Origin of the sequence: Helicobacter sp. MIT 21-1697 (genome assembly GCF_026241255.1) — a bacterium.
Taxonomy (GTDB): domain Bacteria; phylum Campylobacterota; class Campylobacteria; order Campylobacterales; family Helicobacteraceae; genus Helicobacter_C.
In genome coordinates, this window is record NZ_JAPHNC010000014.1 from 1 (window position 1) to 19,285 (window position 19,285).

25 protein-coding genes and 2 pseudogenes are annotated in these 19,285 nt (G+C 36.0%); 19 read left to right on the plus strand and 8 right to left on the minus strand.

What is annotated here, in order from left to right; genetic code table 11:
• The 6 genes from OQH61_RS09050 to OQH61_RS09075 form a co-directional block, all read right to left on the minus strand.
• Positions 1–247 (minus strand): hypothetical protein (locus OQH61_RS09050; RefSeq protein ID WP_266027107.1); only part of this gene is annotated, 247 nt, incomplete at its 3' end.
• Positions 244–1,602, minus strand: a complete 1,359-nt coding sequence (locus tag OQH61_RS09055; RefSeq protein WP_266027108.1) for a CDP-glycerol glycerophosphotransferase family protein — start codon at positions 1,600–1,602, stop codon at positions 244–246. The genes OQH61_RS09050 and OQH61_RS09055, both read right to left, overlap by 4 nt.
• The gene (locus OQH61_RS09060) at positions 1,602–2,219 is read right to left on the minus strand and encodes an SDR family oxidoreductase (protein ID WP_266027109.1); all 618 of its coding nucleotides are present in this window, start codon (positions 2,217–2,219) and stop codon (positions 1,602–1,604) included. The genes OQH61_RS09055 and OQH61_RS09060 overlap by 1 nt, the downstream gene beginning before the upstream one ends.
• On the minus strand, positions 2,158–2,955 hold the full coding sequence (gene ispD, locus OQH61_RS09065; protein ID WP_266027110.1) for a 2-C-methyl-D-erythritol 4-phosphate cytidylyltransferase: 798 nt from the start codon (positions 2,953–2,955) through the stop codon (positions 2,158–2,160). The genes OQH61_RS09060 and ispD overlap by 62 nt, the downstream gene beginning before the upstream one ends.
• Complete coding sequence (locus tag OQH61_RS09070; protein ID WP_266027111.1) at positions 2,952–3,365, minus strand: sugar 3,4-ketoisomerase; 414 nt, start codon at positions 3,363–3,365, stop codon at positions 2,952–2,954. Before OQH61_RS09070 ends, ispD begins: the two co-directional genes overlap by 4 nt.
• A gap of 11 nt (positions 3,366–3,376) precedes the next feature.
• Complete coding sequence (locus OQH61_RS09075) at positions 3,377–3,823, minus strand: sugar 3,4-ketoisomerase (protein WP_266027112.1); 447 nt, start codon at positions 3,821–3,823, stop codon at positions 3,377–3,379.
• A 166-nt stretch (positions 3,824–3,989) separates the two neighbouring features.
• Between OQH61_RS09075 and OQH61_RS09080 the strand changes: the two genes are divergently transcribed.
• The gene (locus tag OQH61_RS09080) at positions 3,990–4,739 is read left to right on the plus strand and encodes a methyltransferase domain-containing protein (protein WP_266027113.1); all 750 of its coding nucleotides are present in this window, start codon (positions 3,990–3,992) and stop codon (positions 4,737–4,739) included.
• A gap of 93 nt (positions 4,740–4,832) precedes the next feature.
• Positions 4,833–5,621, plus strand: a complete 789-nt coding sequence (locus OQH61_RS09085; RefSeq protein WP_266027114.1) for a formyltransferase family protein — start codon at positions 4,833–4,835, stop codon at positions 5,619–5,621.
• Positions 5,622–5,735: 114 nt separating this feature from the next.
• Here the strand turns inward: OQH61_RS09085 and OQH61_RS09090 are convergent, their stop codons facing one another.
• Both OQH61_RS09090 and OQH61_RS09095 read right to left on the minus strand, forming a co-directional pair.
• Positions 5,736–6,137 carry a hypothetical protein gene (locus OQH61_RS09090; RefSeq protein ID WP_266027115.1) on the minus strand — a complete coding sequence of 134 codons (402 nt, stop codon included), beginning with the start codon at positions 6,135–6,137 and terminating at the stop codon, positions 5,736–5,738.
• Entirely contained in the window at positions 6,124–6,303 is a 180-nt protein-coding gene (locus OQH61_RS09095; protein WP_266027116.1) for a hypothetical protein, read from the minus strand. Before OQH61_RS09095 ends, OQH61_RS09090 begins: the two co-directional genes overlap by 14 nt.
• Positions 6,304–6,442: 139 nt before the next feature.
• Here OQH61_RS09095 and OQH61_RS09100 point away from each other — a divergent pair, with 139 nt between their 5' ends.
• The 17 genes and pseudogenes from OQH61_RS09100 to OQH61_RS09180 form a co-directional block, all read left to right on the plus strand.
• Complete coding sequence (locus OQH61_RS09100; protein ID WP_266027117.1) at positions 6,443–6,715, plus strand: hypothetical protein; 273 nt, start codon at positions 6,443–6,445, stop codon at positions 6,713–6,715.
• Entirely contained in the window at positions 6,690–7,172 is a 483-nt protein-coding gene (locus OQH61_RS09105) for an acetyltransferase (RefSeq protein ID WP_266027118.1), read from the plus strand. Before OQH61_RS09100 ends, OQH61_RS09105 begins: the two co-directional genes overlap by 26 nt.
• A complete protein-coding gene (locus tag OQH61_RS09110; protein WP_266027119.1) occupies positions 7,172–8,083 on the plus strand; it encodes a hypothetical protein in 912 nt (303 codons plus the stop codon). The genes OQH61_RS09105 and OQH61_RS09110 overlap by 1 nt, the downstream gene beginning before the upstream one ends.
• Positions 8,020–9,129: a GNAT family N-acetyltransferase gene (locus tag OQH61_RS09115; protein WP_266027120.1), complete on the plus strand. Its 1,110-nt coding sequence runs from the start codon at positions 8,020–8,022 to the stop codon at positions 9,127–9,129. The genes OQH61_RS09110 and OQH61_RS09115 overlap by 64 nt, the downstream gene beginning before the upstream one ends.
• Position 9,130: 1 nt before the next feature.
• A complete protein-coding gene (locus tag OQH61_RS09120) occupies positions 9,131–10,081 on the plus strand; it encodes a GNAT family N-acetyltransferase (RefSeq protein WP_266027121.1) in 951 nt (316 codons plus the stop codon).
• Between the two features lie 168 nt (positions 10,082–10,249).
• Positions 10,250–10,684: pseudogene (locus tag OQH61_RS09560) on the plus strand (DapH/DapD/GlmU-related protein); the annotation flags it as partial.
• Positions 10,685–10,854: 170 nt separating this feature from the next.
• On the plus strand, positions 10,855–11,868 hold the full coding sequence (locus OQH61_RS09130; protein WP_266027122.1) for a formyltransferase family protein: 1,014 nt from the start codon (positions 10,855–10,857) through the stop codon (positions 11,866–11,868).
• Positions 11,852–12,424, plus strand: a complete 573-nt coding sequence (locus OQH61_RS09135) for a hypothetical protein (RefSeq protein ID WP_266027123.1) — start codon at positions 11,852–11,854, stop codon at positions 12,422–12,424. The genes OQH61_RS09130 and OQH61_RS09135 overlap by 17 nt, the downstream gene beginning before the upstream one ends.
• Positions 12,425–12,438: 14 nt before the next feature.
• On the plus strand, positions 12,439–12,681 hold the full coding sequence (locus tag OQH61_RS09140) for an acyl carrier protein (RefSeq protein ID WP_266027131.1): 243 nt from the start codon (positions 12,439–12,441) through the stop codon (positions 12,679–12,681).
• Positions 12,681–13,099 (plus strand): annotated as a pseudogene (locus OQH61_RS09145) (VOC family protein). Before OQH61_RS09140 ends, OQH61_RS09145 begins: the two are co-directional and overlap by 1 nt.
• A gap of 12 nt (positions 13,100–13,111) precedes the next feature.
• Entirely contained in the window at positions 13,112–14,752 is a 1,641-nt protein-coding gene (locus OQH61_RS09150; RefSeq protein WP_266027124.1) for an HAD-IIIC family phosphatase, read from the plus strand.
• Positions 14,749–15,486: a class I SAM-dependent methyltransferase gene (locus OQH61_RS09155; RefSeq protein ID WP_266027125.1), complete on the plus strand. Its 738-nt coding sequence runs from the start codon at positions 14,749–14,751 to the stop codon at positions 15,484–15,486. The genes OQH61_RS09150 and OQH61_RS09155 overlap by 4 nt, the downstream gene beginning before the upstream one ends.
• An 82-nt stretch (positions 15,487–15,568) precedes the next feature.
• Positions 15,569–16,210 (plus strand): UDP-N-acetylglucosamine 2-epimerase, encoded by a 642-nt coding sequence (locus OQH61_RS09160; RefSeq protein ID WP_266027126.1) that lies wholly within the window; start codon positions 15,569–15,571, stop codon positions 16,208–16,210.
• A complete protein-coding gene (locus OQH61_RS09165) occupies positions 16,167–16,685 on the plus strand; it encodes a UDP-N-acetylglucosamine 2-epimerase (protein ID WP_266027127.1) in 519 nt (172 codons plus the stop codon). The genes OQH61_RS09160 and OQH61_RS09165 overlap by 44 nt, the downstream gene beginning before the upstream one ends.
• On the plus strand, positions 16,678–17,637 hold the full coding sequence (locus OQH61_RS09170) for a glycosyltransferase family 2 protein (RefSeq protein ID WP_266027128.1): 960 nt from the start codon (positions 16,678–16,680) through the stop codon (positions 17,635–17,637). The genes OQH61_RS09165 and OQH61_RS09170 overlap by 8 nt, the downstream gene beginning before the upstream one ends.
• A 1-nt stretch (position 17,638) precedes the next feature.
• Positions 17,639–18,799, plus strand: coding sequence for a glycosyltransferase (locus OQH61_RS09175; RefSeq protein WP_266027129.1), 1,161 nt, complete (start codon positions 17,639–17,641; stop codon positions 18,797–18,799).
• Between the two features lie 59 nt (positions 18,800–18,858).
• The coding region (locus OQH61_RS09180; protein WP_266027130.1) for a hypothetical protein at positions 18,859–19,285 on the plus strand (427 nt) is incomplete at its 3' end.

Here is a 19,285-nt window from a genome sequence, read left to right on the forward strand (position 1 = left end):
AAAAACAATGTTCCTCACCTCTATGGGTATCGGGCATTACAATGATAAAGGGTTCAAATACAGAATCTTCAAGCATTAGTTCAAAGATTTTTTGTGCAGGAAACATAGAATCGTATTTAACGAGAAAGGCTACTCTTATGGGATTTCGTCTTGAGATACTTTGGATTATACTTCTATACTTTTTGTTGTATTTTCTATTCTTTCTTAATTTTCTTAAAAAGAGGCGAATTTTGTGTTTTAGGCTCATTTTGCACTTCTCAAAGACTGCACTAAATGCTCATAGATTTTTTGTGTGGCATTAGGATAATTTATCATTACTTCGTTTTGTGCAAAGGCCATTCTTTGCTCTTTTAAGCTGTCCTGCTCTTTACAAAGAGATTCTATAAAATTATCCAAATCTTGTGCATTATGAATAGCATAATGTGCATTGACACATTTGCGTCCAAATTCAGTCCAACACACCTGTGTATTGAGATTATCTCTATATAAAAAAGCACAAGGTTTATGTGTGTAGAGCCATTCTGCCATAAAGCTTCCACAATCGTGAATAAGCGCGTCGGAATTGGCAAAAACTTCCATATAATCACCTTGTGTAGAGTAAGTAACATTGTTCAAAGCACAGATTTTATCAAAATAGCTTTGCGTTTTTGCTTCTCCCCAAAAATCTTCTTTGGCTAATTGTGCAAAAAGCAATGGATGAGGGCGAAATATGAAATCTATATTGGTATTTTTTGCCATTAGACGATATAAAATCTCATAATATTTCAAAAATGAGCCTACCGCAGATTGGGCTTCATAAATAGAATGATGAGGAGCGATAATAATGCGAAGTTTTTTTGTAGGGGCAGGTTCTTGTGCTTGTTTAAGATGATGTGCTAGAGAATCCATTTTGGGATAACCACTCAAAACTAAATTTGCACCTTTGATGATTTGGTATTTTTGGGCAAGTTTTATCACCTCTTCATTTTCTGCAAAAAATTTCCATATATAATTTGAAGTTTCAAGTTTGAGATTATCTATGCTTACCAAACATCGCCCTAAATAAAAATAGCTGATATAAAAGATAGGGATACATTTTTGCGTCCAATAGGCGATTTTAAAAAACTGATGAGCCATTTCATCATAAGGATTAGCAGTAGTCATTAAATCAAATTCTTGTGTATAATCAATGAAGGTCTTTGAGGCAAAATCATAGCCATTTAAAACGCGTTCTGCCCCCCCCCCACTATATTTATTTGCTAATTCCTCATAAGTTTTTTTGTATTGAGTGATGAAATTTTCCTCGCTTCGCGCTATATCTGGATTGACGATAAAATAAGGTTCAAATCGATTATCTTTTAAAAATTTTTCAAAAAGAGAGAAATTTTGACATTCTGCAATATACATTTGCAAGAATGCGACTTTAATGATAGACTTTTGGCTTATAACTTGAACTTTAGATTCTATCTTTTTGCGTATATAGAGAATTTTTAATCTTAGTTTTAGCGCTTTTTTTGCTTCTCTGAAGGTGCGCCATTTTACCCTTAAATAAGAGTTTTTGTTCTTTTCCTTAAACGCCCTGTATTTTGTTTTCAAATACGAATTTTTGCTAAGAATTGACATTATTTCCTCCTTATGTCTATGATTTGCCCGTTGAGATTTGAAACTAAAGTGCTAAGTGTGATATGTGCGACTTCATTTGGGTCAAGTAAGCTTTCTTCTGGTTCTTTGCCAAAATTTGTAGTTCTCATTGGCGTGTGCGTTCTTGCAGGATTAATAATATTCACTCTTATGCGGGTATTGGCTAGTTCTTCACTTAGAGCTTGTCCTAGATTAACTATTGCAGCTTTGGTAGAGGAATAGATAGAATACAATGCTCTGCCTCTTGTATAGGAGCTTGAGGTAAAAAGAGCAATGCTTGCACCATTAGGATTTTTGAACAAATAAGGAAGAGCAGCTTTAATAATATGTATGCAACCAAGGTAATTAACTTCTATTTCTTTACTTATATCTTCAATATTGCGGTTTTGGAGAGTGCCAAGCTTTAAAATTCCAGCACAATTTACAATATAATCAATACTTCCACATTGTTTGTAAATTTTTGCAAATGCAGAAGCAACAGCGGAAAAAGAAGTTATGTCATAACCATTAGAGGAAGAGAGAGCAAAAGTAGAGGGATTATACGAGGAGGCAATTTCTACTATGGACTTGCCAATGCCACTTGTGCCACCAAAAACCACTATTGCCCCCCCCCCCATTTAATTGCTCTAAAGAAACTTGAGGCGCAGAAGTGTTTTTAATTTGAAAAAGCTTATCGGCTAATACTAAATCTTGTGGATAGGTGATTTTTATATTTTCGCTTTCACCTTGCACGACAAAAACTTCTCCAAGATTGTATTTAAGGATCAGTCCGCAATCATCAGTAAAATTCTCATCATCTTTTGCTAATTGATGAGCTTTTTGAATAAGTGAGAGTTTAAAAGCTTGTGGCGTTTGCCCACACATTAGCTTGTCTCTTTGGGGGATATTGGTAATTAGATGGCAAGGAGAAACTTCTATAATCGTATCTGTCGCAGGGATTGCCACATCTACTGCACTATAAGTTTGCAACGCCTCAAGGCATTTTGTGATAATATCTTGGGATAAAAAAGGACGCGCACAATCGTGTATTAATACATTGGCTTCTGTATCCTTTAGAGACATTATGCCAATGCAAGAACTTTGTTTGCGCGTTTTTCCACCATTTAAAATCTTGCTAATTTTTTGATAATTGTTTTTAAGGATAATCTCCTGAGTTAAGATTCTATAATCTGGCAAAATGACAAGGATTATTTCATCAATATTTGGGGTTTTTTCAAAAATTTCTATTGTATGTTCTAAAATGCTTTTGCCAGCAATTTTACTAAATTGTTTTGGTAGAGATTCATTCAATCTGCTTCCAATTCCGCTTGCTAAAATAACCGCATAATTTTTCATTGTATATCCTTAGAATCTTTGATTGTATCTAAAAATGTCGTATAATCCCTGATATACTCACGCTCATCATAATAATCACTTGCTAAAATCATTAGTTTGCACCCATAAGAGAAATTCCGCATTTCTCTCCACATATTTTTGCCAATATATAGCCCAAAATCGGGGCGATTGAGCCACACAGATTCTTTATTCTTGCCATCATCAAGCACAAATTCACACGCACCATCTATGGCTATTACAAGTTGTTCTAGTTCTGTATGTGCGTGATTACCGCGAATCTGCTCGGGCGAAGTGTCATAGATATAATATACTCTTTTTATATCAAAAGGGAGGTTTTTGTTGGATTCTAGGGATACAAGTTTGCCACGTTCATCGCCTATGGTTTGGAGTTCTAGGAGTTTATAATTCATCTTTTGCGCCCTTAAGCCACATTGAGCCTCAAAGGGAGCAAAAAGTTTATCTTATGCCCCCCCCCCATTACCTTATAAGCATACATCATATAATCGTTAATATACTCGTCTTTGTTATATGGGGCATTACTTATCACAAGCAACACACAGCCTTTGGAGAAATCAAACATTTCTTTCCATAGCATTTTACCCACATATAAGCCTTGTTTTGGATTATTAAGGGTGAGGATTTCTTGGCTTTTGCCATCATCAATTTTTACCTTACAGCTTCCATTGAGGGCGACAAATAAAAATTCAGAATCTTTATTGGCGTGTCGCCCTCGCACTGCATTAGGATTAACATCAAAGATATAAAATACCCTTTTAATCTCAAAGGGGCAGTTTTTTTGGTATTCACACGCGACTAAAGAACCTTTTTCATCGCTAAAATCCACAAAATCTATGAGTTCATACTTCATTATTCCCTCTTTTATGTGTATCTAATGCCCAAAAATAGAGGCTTTTAAATATCAAGATTTAAATAATAATACAAAATATCTCTATTTAAAATTAAATTATCAAAATTTTGCTAGTATTTTGGGATAATTAAATGTAGAAATTAAGCTATTGAAGTGAGGAATGCCAATGCAACGCGATATAGAAAGCTACACACAAAGGTATTTAGCACAAGATTTTAGTGATTTTGAATCCTATATGGTGGCATTTAGACGCAATAAGGTCTTAGAATTTTTGGCAAAGCAAAAGCCTCAAAATATCCTAGAAATCGGCTGTGGAATGGAATCTATTGCTAAGTATTATAAAGATTATCAAAGTTTTAGCATTGTAGAACCCTCCAAAGTCTTTGCACAAAAAGCACAAGAGGATTTCGCTCAAGATAATAGAGTAACAATCATTAACGACTTCATTCAACCCCAAGTCGCACATTTGAAATCGCAAAGATTTGATTGTATTTTGCTTAGCTCACTTTTGCACGAAGTAGAAAACCCCAAGCAGTTTTTGAGCGCAATTCTTCCATTATGCCCCCCCCCCCCCACTATACTACACATAAATGTGCCTAATGCGCATTCTTTCCATTTGCTCTGGGCGTATGAATCCGGGCTTATCTCACAGCTTGGGGGTTTAAGTCCTACTGCGAAATCTTTACAACAGCACACTGCTTTCACTTTGCAATCTTTATCTGCACTCGTAGAGGAAGTGGGCTTGGAAATCATAGAGAGCGGAAGCTATTTTTTAAAGCCTTTGAATCACGGCAAAATGTCTTTGGCGTTGCAGAGTGGAATCTTAGATGAGAATCTTCTGAGAGGATTAGAAAAAATGGTGCAATACACTCCAAATTTGGGTGCTGAAATCTTTGTGAATGCACAAATGAAATAAAACATTAATGAGCGAAGCCAAACCAAAGCAAAAAGATTTTTTATTGTGCTATACTTACAAGACTTATTTGTGAAATTTTATTTAAGGGGAATTATGCGCTTAGTGATAATAGGCAATACGAGCAATGGTGATATTGCAAAGGCACTTTTAGAGTGTGAGGAGATTGAAATTATCGCTGGGGTGATAGATAATTATTCTAAAGAGACGCAGAGATTCCAAAGTGCATTTTTGCAAGAGCATAAAATCCCTAAAATTTCCTTTGATGAGATTCTCGCACTTAAGCCTGATATGTGCTTAAGTATTGCGTATTTTACACTAATGGATACAAAATATTTTAAAGACATTTTGGCTTTGAATATTCACGCAGGGATTTTGCCTGTGTGGAAAGGCTTTAATGCAAATGCGTGGGCAATGATAAATGGAGAAGAAAAAATCGGATACTCTTTACACGCATTGACTGATAAAATGGACGGCGGAGAGGTGTATTATCAATGGATTGAAAATGTGGGAGAGTGTGAGCGATACGCACAGATTGTGCAACGAGTTAAAAACCGCGCAGTAAATGAAATCGCAAAGGTTTTGCTTGAGATTTATCAGGGTAAATTAACTCCAAGGCTGCAAGATACGAGCATAGAATATTTTTGTAAAAAAATTGGACAAAGTGAGAGTATGATAAAAACTTGGAATCTCAAGGCGCAAGAGCTGTATAATCGTTTCAGGGTAGTAGCTGCACCCTATGGTGGAGGATTATTTTTTCATTATAAAAATAAAGTGTATGAAATTATGGATATGCAATCACCTAGAGATTCTCTGCGGGGGGGGGGGGTATATTTGCCCTTTAGGAGCAATTGTAAATATTTATCAAAATTGTATGTGGGTTAAAGTCAGTGATATGTATGTGCAAATTACAAAAGTTGCTTTGCAAGGTAAAGAGGTAGAAATAAGCAAAGAGTTTAAAATCGGGAATGTGCTAGAATCATAGAATGATAAAAAGTTCTATTCAAGTGAGATATTGTATTTTAAAGTATAATCTGCAATGTTATTATAATCCTTGAGATTCTCCTTAATTTCATCTTTAAAAGCCTTAATACATTCCTCATAAAAATGTAAATTATCGTCAGAGAGTTTTTCATCTAAATGTCCATTGATAACATATTTGCAATATAAGTCTATTGCCATAAGAAAACGCGTTTTAGCGTTGTTTTTGTGCTCTTCATTCGCCTCACTATACATCATATCCATATAATCTTTGTAGGCACTAAGAATAAAAGTTTCGGCTTGAAGCGTAGCAGTTCGCCTAAAAATTTTTATTGCAATGTAAATGGCTATAATAGCGACAATTACGCTTGTGAAAGCTACAAATATACTTACAAGGGTAACAATATCACTGCTTTGCATTATTGTTGTTTTTAGCTTGACTTTGTTGAGCTGCTTGTTTGGCTGCCATTTTTTTTAAATCCTTTAGACCAGCATTAAAGCTACCTGTGAGCTTTTTTAAATCCTTTAGACCAGCATTAAAGCTATCGCTACGAACTTTAATATTATTTTGTATTTGTTTATTCATTGCAGTACTCCTTGTATTTTATATTTTAAAGCATTATATCATAAAACCTTTATGGCAAATCAAGTCTGTATTTAGCAGTTTGTAAGGCTTTGTGCATTAAAGTACAAAGCTAAAATTCACTAAAAGCAAGGGAGAGCGTATGAAAAAACTAGTCATCATCGGAGCAGGGGAAACTGCGCATTTGGCGTATGAATATTTTACTTATGATTCCCCTTATGAAGTGAGTGCTTTTAGCGTGCATAGCGCATATAGAAAAGAGGAGACATTTTTAAACTTGCCTTTAGTGGATTTAGAGAATCTGCCCACCTTATATCCCAAAAGTGATTATGAAGTCTTTATTGCTCTAGCAAGTGAGAAGTTAAATTATAACCGCACAAGAGTCTATAATGAGTTGCGGGGGGGGGGGGTATAAATGCGCTTCCTATATCAGCTCCAAAGCCTTTGTATGGCATAATGTAAAAATCGGCGAAAACTGCTTTATTTTGGAGGATAATACCTTGCAACCTTTTGTGGAGATTGGCAATAATGTAACACTATGGAGTGGTAATCATTTGGGACACCGCTCCATAGTGCGTGATAACTGCTTCATCACTTCGCATTGTGTCATTTCTGGATTCTGTGAGATTGGCGAAAATACCTTTATAGGTGTCAATTCCTGTGTAGCTGATAATGTGAAAATCGCAAGGGATAATTTCATCGCACTTGGCAGTGTGATAAACAAAAACACACAAGAAAACACAATTTATCGTGGCAATCCTGCACAACCAGCAAAAATCTCTGCAAAAACCTTTTGCAAAGTTGCAGAGCAAGAGAGGGTGAAATCCCAAAAGCAAGAGAACTTAGAGAATCCAAAAGCAGGAGAGCAATAATGCGTTGGGAGAAGAAAGGGCTAATTTACTGCCCAAAGGGAGAGAATGAGTGGATGAATAATTCGGTGCTTACTCCACAACCTTTTTTGCTAAATCCTAGAGTGATTAGAATCTACGCTTCTTTTAGGGACGCAAAGGGCATTGGGCGCATTGGTTATATGGATTTGGATTCTCACAATCCTAAAAAGATTCTTAAAATCTCGCCAAAACCTGTGCTTGATATTGGGAAGAATGGCTGTTTTGACGATAATGGCTTGATACTTGGCGATGTGTTACGCGTAGGGGACAAGATTTATATGTATTATGTCGCCTTTCAGATTCCACAAAAGGTGAAATTCCTTGCTTTTTCGGGCTTGGCTGTGAGTGAGGATAATGGAGAAAGTTTTGTCCGAGTGCAAAGTAACCCTGTGCTAGATAGAAGCAGTGAGGGGATTTTTGGCAGATGTATCCATAGTGTGCGCTATGAGGGTGGGATTTTTAGAGTGTGGTATTCTGTCATTCATCAATGGACTTTGATTAATGACATTCCCTATCCGACTTATTTTATCAAATATATAGAATCTCGTGATGGTATAACTTTCGGAAGTGAGGGCAAAACTTGTGTGCAAACGCAAGGGAGTGAATACAGAATCGGACGCCCAAAGGTTTATAAAACGCAAGGTGGCTATGAAATGTATTACACTTCAGATAATTTAGACAAAGAGTATAAAGCAGGGGTAGCCTTTAGTGAAAATGGCATTACTTGGGAGAGGAGAGATAAGGAATGTGGCTTAGAACCTTCTACAAGTGGATTTGATAGCGATATGGCTTGTTATCCTGCGCTTTTGGAAGTGGGGGAGAAAACTTATTGTTTCTATGGTGGCAATGGTATGGGACAAAGTGGATTTGGCTATGCGGAGCTTGCACAATGATATACCTTAAGCCCTATACTCTCGCACATAAGACCTTGTGGAATGCCTTTAATGCAGATTCTAAAAATGGACTTTTCCTCTTTGATAGAGACTATATGGACTATCACTCTGATAGGTTCAAGGATAATTCATTGCTTTTTTATGAGGAGGATAAGCTTTTAGCCCTTTTGCCACTGAATATTACCGATAATGTGCTATACTCTCATCAAGGATTAACCTTTGGAGGATTTATTACAGGTAGGACGATGAAACAAGAAAAAATGCTAGAGTGCTTCACCCTTTTGCGCACATTTATGCAAGAGCAAGGTATAAGCAAATTAATTTACAAAGCGATTCCCTATATCTATCATAAAATCCCATCACAAGAGGATTTATACGCACTTTTTGTAAATAATGCGCAACTTTTTCGCGTGGATTGCTCCTCTAGTATTGCATTACCACACCCTATCGCTCTGCCCAAAGGGAGGAAGTCTCAAATTACACGCGCCAAAAGAGAGAATGTGCAAATAAACCAGAGCCAAGATTTCGCCGCATTTGTTACTTTGCTTAATGAAGTGTTGCAGAGCCGACATCAAAGCAAAGCAGTGCATAGTGCGGAGGAACTTGCCCTGTTAAGCAAGCGATTTCCAGAGCAAATCAAGCTTTTTGTCGCGCACCAAGCGCAAACACTTCTTGCAGGTGCGCTTGTGTTTGTTTATCCCCACCTTATCCACACTCAATATCTCGCAGTCAATGACAAAGGCAGGGAGATTGGCGCATTAGACTTGCTTCTTAAAACTTTGATTGATACTTACGCACAAAGTAAAACTTACTTTGACTTTGGAATCTCCACAGAGTCCAATGGCACATTTTTAAACACAGGTTTAATCTCTCAAAAAGAAGGCTTTGGCGGACGCACGATCACTCATCAATTCTATGAACTTCTTTCTTCGGGGGGGGGGGGTATAATCCCCTATTTGCTCTTTCCCTTTTTACTTTTTTACTCTTTTATTTCTTTGCTTTTTTATTGTGGCATAGCCAACGCTACTACAATGAGGCGGGGCTAAAATGATAAGCATTCAACCTTATTGCCCGACACAAAAGCCACTATGGAATGCCTTTAACCAAAGTGCTAAGAATGGAATTTTTTTGTTTGATAGAGACTATATGGATTATCACGCTGATAGATTTGTAGATAATTCTTTGCTTTTTTATGAGGGAGAGAAACTCTTAGCTCTCTTGCCGCTCAATGTAGAGGGTAAGACCTTATGCTCACATCAGGGACTAACTTTTGGGGGCTTTGTCATCGGAGATTCTATGCGACAGGCTAAAATGCTTGAATGTTTTAGCTCCCTTAGAGAGTATATGAAAGAGAGAGGGTTTGAGCGATTATTGTATAAAGTCCTGCCTTATATTTATCATCAAAGTCCAGCTCAAGAAGATTTGTATGCGCTCTTTAGGAATGGGGCAAAACTTTATCGCACCGATTGTTCTACAACGATTGATTTAAGAAACGCCTTTAAAATGAGCGAATTACGCAAAAGAGGTGTCAAAAAGGCAAAGAAAGAGGGCATAGTGATAGAGCAATCCTCAGATTTTTCTAGCTTTGTCGCGCTAGTCAATGAAGTTTTACAAGATAAGCACAACGCAAAAGCAGTGCATAACGCAGAGGAATTAAGCCTTTTGTATTCAAGGTTTATGGAGAATATTAAACTTTTTGTAGCAAAGAGTAAGAGTGAAATCCTCGCAGCAACTTTGCTTTTCCTCTATCCCCACCTTATCCACACTCAATATCTCGCAGTCAATGACAAAGGCAGGGAGATTGGCGCATTAGATTTACTCTTAAAAACTTTGATTGACACTTACGCACAAAGCAAAACTTACTTTGACTTTGGAATCTCCACAGAATCCAATGGCACATTTTTAAACACAGGTTTAATCTCTCAAAAAGAAGGCTTTGGCGGACGCACGATTACTCATCAATTCTATGAACTTCTTTCTTCGGGGGGGGGGGTATAATCTATGCCTTAATAGCTCCTCTTTTACTATTTCTATTTATTTTTTATCATTTTTTCTTTTTGCAAAAATTTATTTTATCTTTTTATTTTGCACAATGTTGCAGGAGTGTGCAAGAATTACTTACGCGCAACACACACAATCGCACAAAATCCACAAGAGGAGTGAGTAATGATACACCCTCTCTCTGATGTGCAAAGTAAAAGTATAGGACAAAATACGAATATTTGGCAGTTTTGCGTGGTGTTGCCAAACGCTATAATCGGCGAGAATTGCAATATTTGTTCGCATTGTTTTATAGAAAATGATGTAAAAATCGGCAATAATGTAACGATAAAATGTGGTGTGCAGGTATGGGACGGAATTACGATTGAAGATAATGTCTTCATCGGTGCAAATGTAAGCTTCACAAATGATAAATATCCACGCTCTAAGCAATATCCATCTACTTTTGCACAAACGCTGATTAAAAAGGGTGCAAGTATCGGAGCAAGCGCAGTGATACTGCCCGGAATCACTATTGGCGAGAGAGCCACTATCGCAGCAGGCGCAGTTGTAACTAAAGATGTAGGCGATGACTGCACGATTATCCCTCAAATTACTTATCGGGGGGGGGTAAATAATCCCTTATTTGCTTCTTTTTTGGAATCTCAAGCTGATGCCAAAAATGGTAATTTTTTTTTCACTTGCAATACAGATTTAAAAAATCCCAAAACAACGCTTTGCTCTCTATATCTTAAAATTTGTAAAAATCTCTTGGAGCGGGAGCTTAAGCAATGTGCGTAAGATTCCCAAATCCAAATCATTTCAAAGTCTGCATTGCGGGTAAAAATGCGATTGCCCGAAATGCGCTTAAACTCCTACAAGCGAGGTTCAAAAACGATGAGCTTTGCATAATCCCAAATCGCGATGATGTGGGTATGGACACTTGGCAACCCTCACTTTTAAAATACGCTAGAGAGGAGAATATCTCTGTCTGCACACTAGAGCAAGTGCAGCAAATCCCTAATTTGCTTTTTCTCTCACTTGAATTTGATAGACTACTTCGCACAGAGCAGTTTGCAAGCAAGACTTTGTATAATATCCACTTCTCTGCTTTGCCCAAATACAAGGGTGTTTATACTTCTATCACACCGCTTTTAAATGGTGAGCGCACAAGCGGTGTTACTTTACATTGCATTGATAATGGCATTGACACAGGCGATATTATCGCGCAGAGAATCTTTGATATAGGTTTGCAAGAGAGTGCGCGGGATTTGTATTTTAAGTATCTTGCACAGGGCTTTGTGTTGTTTAAGGAAAATGTGGATTCTTTGCTCACAGGAGATTTTCAGTGCAGTAAGCAGGATTTTAGGCAATCGTGCTATTTCTCTCGCACGCAGATTGATGTGAAAAATATCCATATCAATCTTAAAAAAACAAGCTTTGAAATTCATAATCAACTAAGAGCCTTTATCTTTAGAGAATATCAGCTCCCAAGTTTAAAGGGTGTGAGGGTAGCAAAAAGCACTCTAAGCGGGGAATTTATCGGCGCAAATGTCTTTGCAGAGCAGGAAAATGAGTTTATCTTATCAGGCATTGATGGCTTTAAGATTGTAGCGGAGAAAGCGGATATTCTAGCGGGGGGGGGGGGTATAATCCTCCTTTATGCAAAGCATTTCTATTTTATACTTTTTTTAATCTTTTGTTCCACTCAAAAAAATTTTATACATTATTTTATCTATCTTTACACTTATGCGCAAAAACAAGCCTATTTTATAAAAAGGAGCTTGTATGATAAATACGCATAATTTCCCCAAAATTGAGGGTAGATATATTAATTTACGCGAGGCGGAGGTGAGTGATTCTGCCTTTATTCTCTCTCTAAGAATAGATAAGAAAAAATCACAATACATTCACAAAACACAAAATAGCTTGCACAATCAAATAGCCTATATGAATCGCTATAAGAGTTTAGAGAATGAATGGTATTTCATCATAGAGGATAAGCAAGGGAATGCACTTGGGACAAATAGCATTTATCCTACTTATAATCAATTTGTGCTGGATTCTAAGTTATGTTTTTATGAGATTGGGCGCTGGATTATGAGTGATGAAGCGAGTTTCTTGCAAGTTTTAGAATCTGACTTGCTAACAAAACAGGTATTTTTTGAGACTTATAAACTAGATGATAAAAATGTCTTTACGACAAATCCCAAAAATATGAGTGTTTTAAACTATCATCTTAAATTTGGTGCGCTCAAAGTGGGATTTGATGAGAAAGAGGGTTTAGAGATTTTGCTTTTAACGCAGCAAGATTATCAAAAACACAAATCAAAAATGACTTTATTACTACATAAGGAGTGAGTATGGAAAGCACAATAGAAAAACGCATTTATGGGATTTTAAGCAGTGTTTTGGATATGCAAGTAGATGAAAAAACGCATATTTCTATGGAAACTTGCGAACAATGGAGTTCTTTAGCACATATTGATATTGTGATGAGCGTAGAGGAAGAGTTTGGCATTTGCTTTAAAGAGGGTGATTTAGCCTCTATTGTTTCTCAAGAAGCCCTTGTTTTAAAAGTGAAAGAGATTTTATCGCGTGATACAAAGGCTTTGTGATGCTTAACTTACCTATTCATCATATTGGTATTGCAAGTGTAGATATAATAAAAGAATTGAGTGTTTTTAAAGCACTTGGATTTGTGCAAGAGGGTGAGTTTATAGATGAAATACAAGGTGTTAGGGGCATATTTGTGATTCCAAGTGATAGAGCATTGCCACAATATCGCTTTGAGCTTTTAGAAAATTTGCATAAACAGGGTCCGCTTACAAACTACCTCAAAAACAAAACCAAAATGTATCATATTGCCTATAAGAGTGTGGATATACAAAAAGATATGCAATCCCTGCTAGATAGCGGGGGGGGGGGGGGGGTAATATGCTCATAACGCCCATTACAAGTGCAAGTTATTTTAAAAGAATTTGCTTTGTTATGCTTAAAAATCGTTTATTAGTGGAATTAGTAGAAGAAAAGTAAGTGGAGAAAGAAATGGAATTAGATGTATTTAAAGAACATATCACGCGAAAAGAGATTTTAGAATCTGCAAGATTCGTCCAAAAACACACAAATGTGCTTAAAAAATACACAATTAATGTGCATAGGAATCACGCATTTGAAGCAATTTCAAGCATTATTAGTCCCTTTTTGCAAAAAAGTGGTATTTTTGGTGAATTTAATCTTAGTCCTTATGATGATAGTTTTTTGTTTGCTTCTTTGCAAGAGGAAATGTGGCAAAAGGCAGATTTAGAGATTGTGTGGATTGATTTTAATCATTATAAAAACACAGCCATTTTGCCCTATCTTTTAGAAAGGCTCAAGGCATTGCGCAATGTTTCTTTGGCTCCTATTTTGGTTATTGCTTTAGATATTGATAAAGGCATTGATGAAAATTTGGAGGATTTAAAAGCATTTTTAGATGTGAGTGATTGTGAGGTTTTATTTGTATCTGCGCTTTTGAGCACATTTGATAGGGAGGATTTAATAGATGAGGTAAAAAGCAAAATCACAGGTTCAAGGTTGAGTAATTTTGCTTGTGTGAAACTTGCACAGCTGCTCGGGCTTGTGTGGATTCCAGCTTTTTTGCTTCCTAACCTAAAGGCAATCGTGTGCGATTTGGATAACACGCTTTATCGTGGTATTTTAGGTGAAGATGGCATCAATGGAATTATCCTTAATGAGGATTATCAAAACTTGCAAAAGCAGATTCTTTCCCATAAAAAGCAAGGATTTTTACTTGCCCTTGCTTCAAAAAATGAGGAGGAAGACGCAAAAGAGCTTTTTAAAACAAGAAAAGATTTTGTGCTCAAGTGGGCAGATTTTGATATAAAAAAGGTAAGTTGGAATCCTAAAGTCCAAAGCTTACAAGAGATAGCACAGGGCTTTAATATAGGGTTAGATTCTATACTTTTTATTGATGATAATCTTGCTGAAGTGCAAAGTGTGCAAAGTTTGGGTGTAAAAACGATTTTAGCAACTTCACCATCTGAAGTGTTAAGAATCCTTAGTCTTTTTCCACAATTAAAAAAGATAAATATAAAAAGAGAGGATTTACTGCGCTCTTTAGACATAAAGGCAAACGCACAAAGAGAATCTCTTAAAGAGTTGCCCAAGAGCGAGTATTTTAAAAGCCTTTGTATGCAGTTAGAGTTTTGTGTGAATAATATGAAAAGTATAGAAAGAATTGAGGAATTGCTCAACAAAACCAATCAATTTATCGCAAACTATACACGTCCTAGTCTAGAGCAAGTGCGAGAGTGGATTATGGACAAGCAGCATTGTGTAGTTTCTGTTGCAATGCAAGATAAACTAAGTGATAGTGGGATTATTGGTATTTTTGTAGGTAAAAGTGAGGATTCTTATTTATGCCTTATAGATTTATGCGTGAGTTGCCGCGCACTTGGTAGAAAGATAGAGGATATTATGCTTTTTCAATCTTTAAATCTAATGGCAGATTTTTTAAAAATAAAGAAAGAGAATGTAAAAGTGTATTATCAAAAAGGAGCGAGAAATGCACCATTTTTAAGTTTTCTTGACTCTTTAAATAGAGAAAAAAGTGAAAACTTTGTGATTCTAAGAATATCAAAGCCTGATACAAGTGGGCTTAAAATCAACATAAAGGAAGTAAAATGAAAAAAGAACAGCAAAGATTGGAAAACATTGCACAAGATTATAACAATCCGCTTCAAGCAAAGGAAGTAACAAATTTAGAGATTTTTTATGGATTTGAGATTTTTAAGAGATTTTATAGTGGTGGTGATGTTTTGGAAATGGGACCCGCAGAAGGAGTGATGACAAAATATTTGGTGGATTATGTAGAGAATCTTGAAGTTTTAGAGGGTTCATCGCATTTTGCCCAAAATCTTAAAAAACAATTTCCGCATTTAAATGTGCATAATGCTTTGTTTGAGGAGTTTAAGCCAAGCAAAAAATATGATTGTATTATAATGGGGCATGTTTTAGAACACGTAGAATCTCCTCAACAAATTTTAAACCTAGCCAAGGGGTGGCTTAAAGATTGTGTGGATATTTCTTCGGGGGGGGGTATAATGCTCTCTTTAGTGCCTAACTCCCACTCTCTTCATCGTCAGGCTGCGGTTAAAATGGGATTATTAAAGAGCGAAGATTCTATGAGTGAAGCAGATATTTTTCACGGACATAGGCGCATTTATGATTTGCAATCTCTGCAAAAAGAGTTTTTAGCGGCTGGATTAAAAATTATTGATAGTGGTGGTTATTGGCTGAAACCTTTATCAAATGCGCAAATACAAGCATATTGGGATTCTCAAATGATTCTTGCATTTATGGAACTAGGAGAGATATATCCACAAATAGCGGGAGATATTTATGTCGTAGCTTCTCTTTAAGGCTTTTGAATGAGCAATGTGCGTGTGGAATATTATATTAATTATGCTACAATAAAAGTGATATTAACAAAACGAGGTGAGAGTGAAAAATTTATTATTTATTTTTGGGACAAGACCAGAAGCGATAAAGTTAGCTCCTGTAATCTTGGAATTTAAAAAATATCCACAAATATATAATATCATTATTTGCAATACAGAACAACAAAAAGAGCTATCTCACAAAGCTTTAAGTTTTTTTGGATTAGAGGCAGATATAAATTTAGGGGTAATGGTAGAAAATCAGAGTTTATCATCATTACAAGCTAGAATTTTAGTAAAGCTAGAAGAAGTTTTTAAAAATCATAAGATTGATGGGGTTTTTATTCAAGGAGATACGATGAGTGTTTTTGCAGGTGCACTCTCTTGTTTTTATCATAAGGCGGATATTTTTCATATTGAAGCAGGATTGCGCTCTTATGATTTGCTTGAGCCTTTCCCAGAAGAAGCGATAAGACAAATGGTAAGCAGAATTACAACATTGCATTTTGCTCCAACGAAAAAATCTGCTAAATCTCTCAAAAAAGAGGGTATAAGTAAAGACAAAATCTATCAAGTAGGGCAAACAGGTATTGACGCACTTTCTCTACTCAATAAAAAAGCATTGCAAAACGCAACAAAATTTTGGAAGTCAAAAAGCGTGGATGTCATCGGGGGGGGGGGGTATAGTATTAATTACTGCTCATAGAAGAGAAAATCACGGGCAGAGACTAGAGCATATTTTAGATTCCATAGAGGCATTATCTTCTAAATTTCCTTCTCATCAGTTTATCTTTCCATTACACCCTAACCCAAATGTAAAACACAGAGTGTGCGAAAGATTATCCACACATCAAAATATCATTCTTACAGAAGCTTTGGATTATCCCCAGCTTGTTTGGCTCTTGCAAAAAGCAAAACTTGTTTTAACCGATAGTGGTGGCATACAAGAGGAAGCACCGACTTTTGGTGTGCCTATTTTAGTCTTGCGCAACAAAAGCGAGAGGATGGAGGGTGTCAAAAAGGGATTTGCAAAGCTTGTAGGCACAAAGAGCAGTGTGATTATCAAAGAAGCAAGCAATGTGCTTTCTCAAGGATATAGAATAGAGGGTGTAAATCCCTATGGAGATGGAAGAGCAAGTCAAAAAATTGAGAAAATTATAAGGAGATTTTTAAATGGATAAATTAGTCAGTGTTGTGTTGCCTACTTTTAATGGAGAGGAATTTATTGAGCAAAGCATAGAAAGCGTGTTAAACCAGAGCTATAAAAATTTAGAACTCATTATCGTCAATGATTGCTCTAGCGATAGCACACCTTACATTATAGAAGAGTTTGCAAAAACAGATTCTAGAATTAAAATCATCCACAACAAGAGCAATCAAAAACTACCAAAGTCTTTGAATATAGGATTTAACGAAGCAAATGGAGAGTATTGGACTTGGACTTCTGATGATAATTATTATTTGGATAATGCGATTGAGGAAATGGTGGCTTACCTTGAGGAAAATCCAAATAAAGTGCTTGTCTGCACAGATTTTACTAATGTTCATATTGATACAAATGGCAACAGCAGTGAAAGCGAATTTGTAGTGAGTGAAAAAATAGAGGATTTGATTTATTGGGATAGTGTGGGCGCGTGTTTTTTATATAGAGCAGAAGTAGCAAGGTCCATAGGAGGATATGATGAATCTTGCTTTAAAGTGGAGGATTATGAGTATTGGTTGAGAATGGGACTTGAAGGTGAATTTGGCACAATTCACAAAAATTTGTATGCTTACAGGTTGCGCCCTCAGAGTTTAACAGGCACACAAAAATTATATGAAGTTGCTGGAAAGACAGAGAGATTATTGTTGAAGTATTTGCCCTTATATCTCAAAAAATATCCAAATTTGGATTTGAAGTTAAAATGTAAATTGAGATTATGTTTTATTAATGGAGAGGATTATAAACTGAAAGAACTTTGGGAAAAATGTTCGCTTAGGGAAAAAAGAGATTTCTACATTTATCTAAGAACTTGCTATGTGAGTTTAAAGGATGAAAAATATAGAGAAGCTATTGCACAAATTAGCTTGTTTTATCGCTTCAAATTTTGGATTTGGCTACTTAGTAGAAAGCATAAATTAGAGCAAAGCTAAAATGAGAAATATTTATGTTTTTTATCCTACGCAAGTTATTGGTGGCGCAGAATTACTCTTTGTCCGAGTGCTAAATTTTCTTGCGCAACACTATCCAATAAAAGTTGGCTATATTAATTTCGCGGATAGTTGCATAAATGAACTTTTGAGTGAGTGCGTGGAGAGAATTGTAGTGGATAAGAGTATTACTCTGCCATCGCATTCCACAATCATTGCTCCTCCTTTTTGTCTTTGTAAATTTCCGAAAATAAAATCAAAAAATATTTATTTTCTTTATTGGGTATTGCATTTTGAAGAATTTACTATTTCAATGATGCCTTTAGCAAGAATAACACGGGAAGATTGTGCCAAAAAAGCTCAAACAATGATACATTACAATGCTTTAATTTGTATGGACGAAGTAACAAAAATTGCCACGGAGGAATTTTCTTCTCTCAAAGTAGAGCAAAAGCACATTGTGCCTGTGATATTGGAGGATTATCCTTGTTCATTTACCAAAGAAACTTTAGTTGATGAAGAGTGTATTCATATTGCTTGGGTGGGGAGGCTAAGTAGGGATAAAATCTATGCTTTAATTAACCTAATGGATAACTTAGAGAAACTAGATTTGGACAAAAAGATAAAGCTACATATTATCGGGGAGGGAGATTCTAAGCATCTCATTAGAGAATATCCTTATGAGGTTATTTATCTAGGCACACTCTCGCCCAAAGATTTACCACTTTATTTGCAAAAGAATTGTGATATTTGCTTTGCTATGGGAACTTCTATGCTAGAGGCAGAAAAATGCGGTGTGCCTGCTGCAATGGTGTTTTATACGACTGAAAAATTCTCTAATGATTCCTTTGTTTGGACTTTTAAGCTTAAAAATTATGTTTTGGGCTATGAAAAAAGCTTGGGATTGATACCTGAAACAGAGTTAATGAGCCTAGAGCAAATCTTAAATGATTTTTTAGCCAATATGGCTCATCGTTCCAAAGAGGCAAGAGCACATTTTGAAAGTTTTTTGATAGAGAAGCATATAGAGAAGTTTTTGCAATGTGCTAATGAAACTTCGTATTCAATGGAGGTATTGAGTAAAGAAAAATCAAAGATTAAGGTAGAGCGTCTTAAATGTAAAATAATAAAATTATTTAAAAAATTAAGGAAAGTTTTGACATAATTTATTCCGCTTTTTGTTCTAAATACCATTTGTGTATTTTATAAATAGGGGGGGGGGATATGAACAAAGCTATCAAAGCCGCAATAAGACAATATCTTTATGTTAAAAATGATAGATACAAGAATAATTTACGGATAAGAATCTATCTTTACATTTTTTCTTTGAAAATTCCTTTATTGATGAAACGATTTAAAGGCAAAAATCGGTTGGAATATCGCCTGTTTTTTGTGTTGCCTATTTGGCGTAAAAAGGACAATCAAGAGAAATTAAAATTCATTGCATCAGTGCAAGAAAACTACCAAAACACAATTCAAGCCATAAAATCTCGCACCCAAGATGGCAAACCGATAAGAGTAGGTTTTTTAATCATCGCTGATAGTGTATTTTCTGCCCGAGCTATCTTTGAACTAATGCTAGAAGATTCCACATTCGCACCTTTTGTCCTTGTGATACCTGATACTTCAAGGGGAGAGGAACGAATGTTTA

What these genes read in the sequence shown, in the direction of transcription:
- ispD (WP_266027110.1), bottom strand. Translation starts at nt 2,955, where the DNA reads ATGAAAAATTATGCGGTTATTTTAGCAAGCGGAATTGGAAGCAGATTG.
- OQH61_RS09100 (WP_266027117.1), top strand. Translation starts at nt 6,443, where the DNA reads ATGAAAAAACTAGTCATCATCGGAGCAGGGGAAACTGCGCATTTGGCG.
- OQH61_RS09075 (WP_266027112.1), bottom strand. Translation starts at nt 3,823, where the DNA reads ATGAAGTATGAACTCATAGATTTTGTGGATTTTAGCGATGAAAAAGGT.
- OQH61_RS09070 (WP_266027111.1), bottom strand. Translation starts at nt 3,365, where the DNA reads ATGAATTATAAACTCCTAGAACTCCAAACCATAGGCGATGAACGTGGC.
- OQH61_RS09095 (WP_266027116.1), bottom strand. Translation starts at nt 6,303, where the DNA reads ATGAATAAACAAATACAAAATAATATTAAAGTTCGTAGCGATAGCTTT.
- OQH61_RS09165 (WP_266027127.1), top strand. Translation starts at nt 16,167, where the DNA reads ATGTCATCGGGGGGGGGGGGTATAGTATTAATTACTGCTCATAGAAGA.
- OQH61_RS09085 (WP_266027114.1), top strand. Translation starts at nt 4,833, where the DNA reads ATGCGCTTAGTGATAATAGGCAATACGAGCAATGGTGATATTGCAAAG.
- OQH61_RS09130 (WP_266027122.1), top strand. Translation starts at nt 10,855, where the DNA reads ATGTGCGTAAGATTCCCAAATCCAAATCATTTCAAAGTCTGCATTGCG.
- OQH61_RS09105 (WP_266027118.1), top strand. Translation starts at nt 6,690, where the DNA reads ATGAGTTGCGGGGGGGGGGGGTATAAATGCGCTTCCTATATCAGCTCC.
- OQH61_RS09110 (WP_266027119.1), top strand. Translation starts at nt 7,172, where the DNA reads ATGCGTTGGGAGAAGAAAGGGCTAATTTACTGCCCAAAGGGAGAGAAT.
- OQH61_RS09155 (WP_266027125.1), top strand. Translation starts at nt 14,749, where the DNA reads ATGAAAAAAGAACAGCAAAGATTGGAAAACATTGCACAAGATTATAAC.
- OQH61_RS09055 (WP_266027108.1), bottom strand. Translation starts at nt 1,602, where the DNA reads ATGTCAATTCTTAGCAAAAATTCGTATTTGAAAACAAAATACAGGGCG.
- OQH61_RS09135 (WP_266027123.1), top strand. Translation starts at nt 11,852, where the DNA reads ATGATAAATACGCATAATTTCCCCAAAATTGAGGGTAGATATATTAAT.
- OQH61_RS09090 (WP_266027115.1), bottom strand. Translation starts at nt 6,137, where the DNA reads ATGCAAAGCAGTGATATTGTTACCCTTGTAAGTATATTTGTAGCTTTC.
- OQH61_RS09170 (WP_266027128.1), top strand. Translation starts at nt 16,678, where the DNA reads ATGGATAAATTAGTCAGTGTTGTGTTGCCTACTTTTAATGGAGAGGAA.
- OQH61_RS09080 (WP_266027113.1), top strand. Translation starts at nt 3,990, where the DNA reads ATGCAACGCGATATAGAAAGCTACACACAAAGGTATTTAGCACAAGAT.
- OQH61_RS09175 (WP_266027129.1), top strand. Translation starts at nt 17,639, where the DNA reads ATGAGAAATATTTATGTTTTTTATCCTACGCAAGTTATTGGTGGCGCA.
- OQH61_RS09120 (WP_266027121.1), top strand. Translation starts at nt 9,131, where the DNA reads ATGATAAGCATTCAACCTTATTGCCCGACACAAAAGCCACTATGGAAT.
- OQH61_RS09150 (WP_266027124.1), top strand. Translation starts at nt 13,112, where the DNA reads ATGGAATTAGATGTATTTAAAGAACATATCACGCGAAAAGAGATTTTA.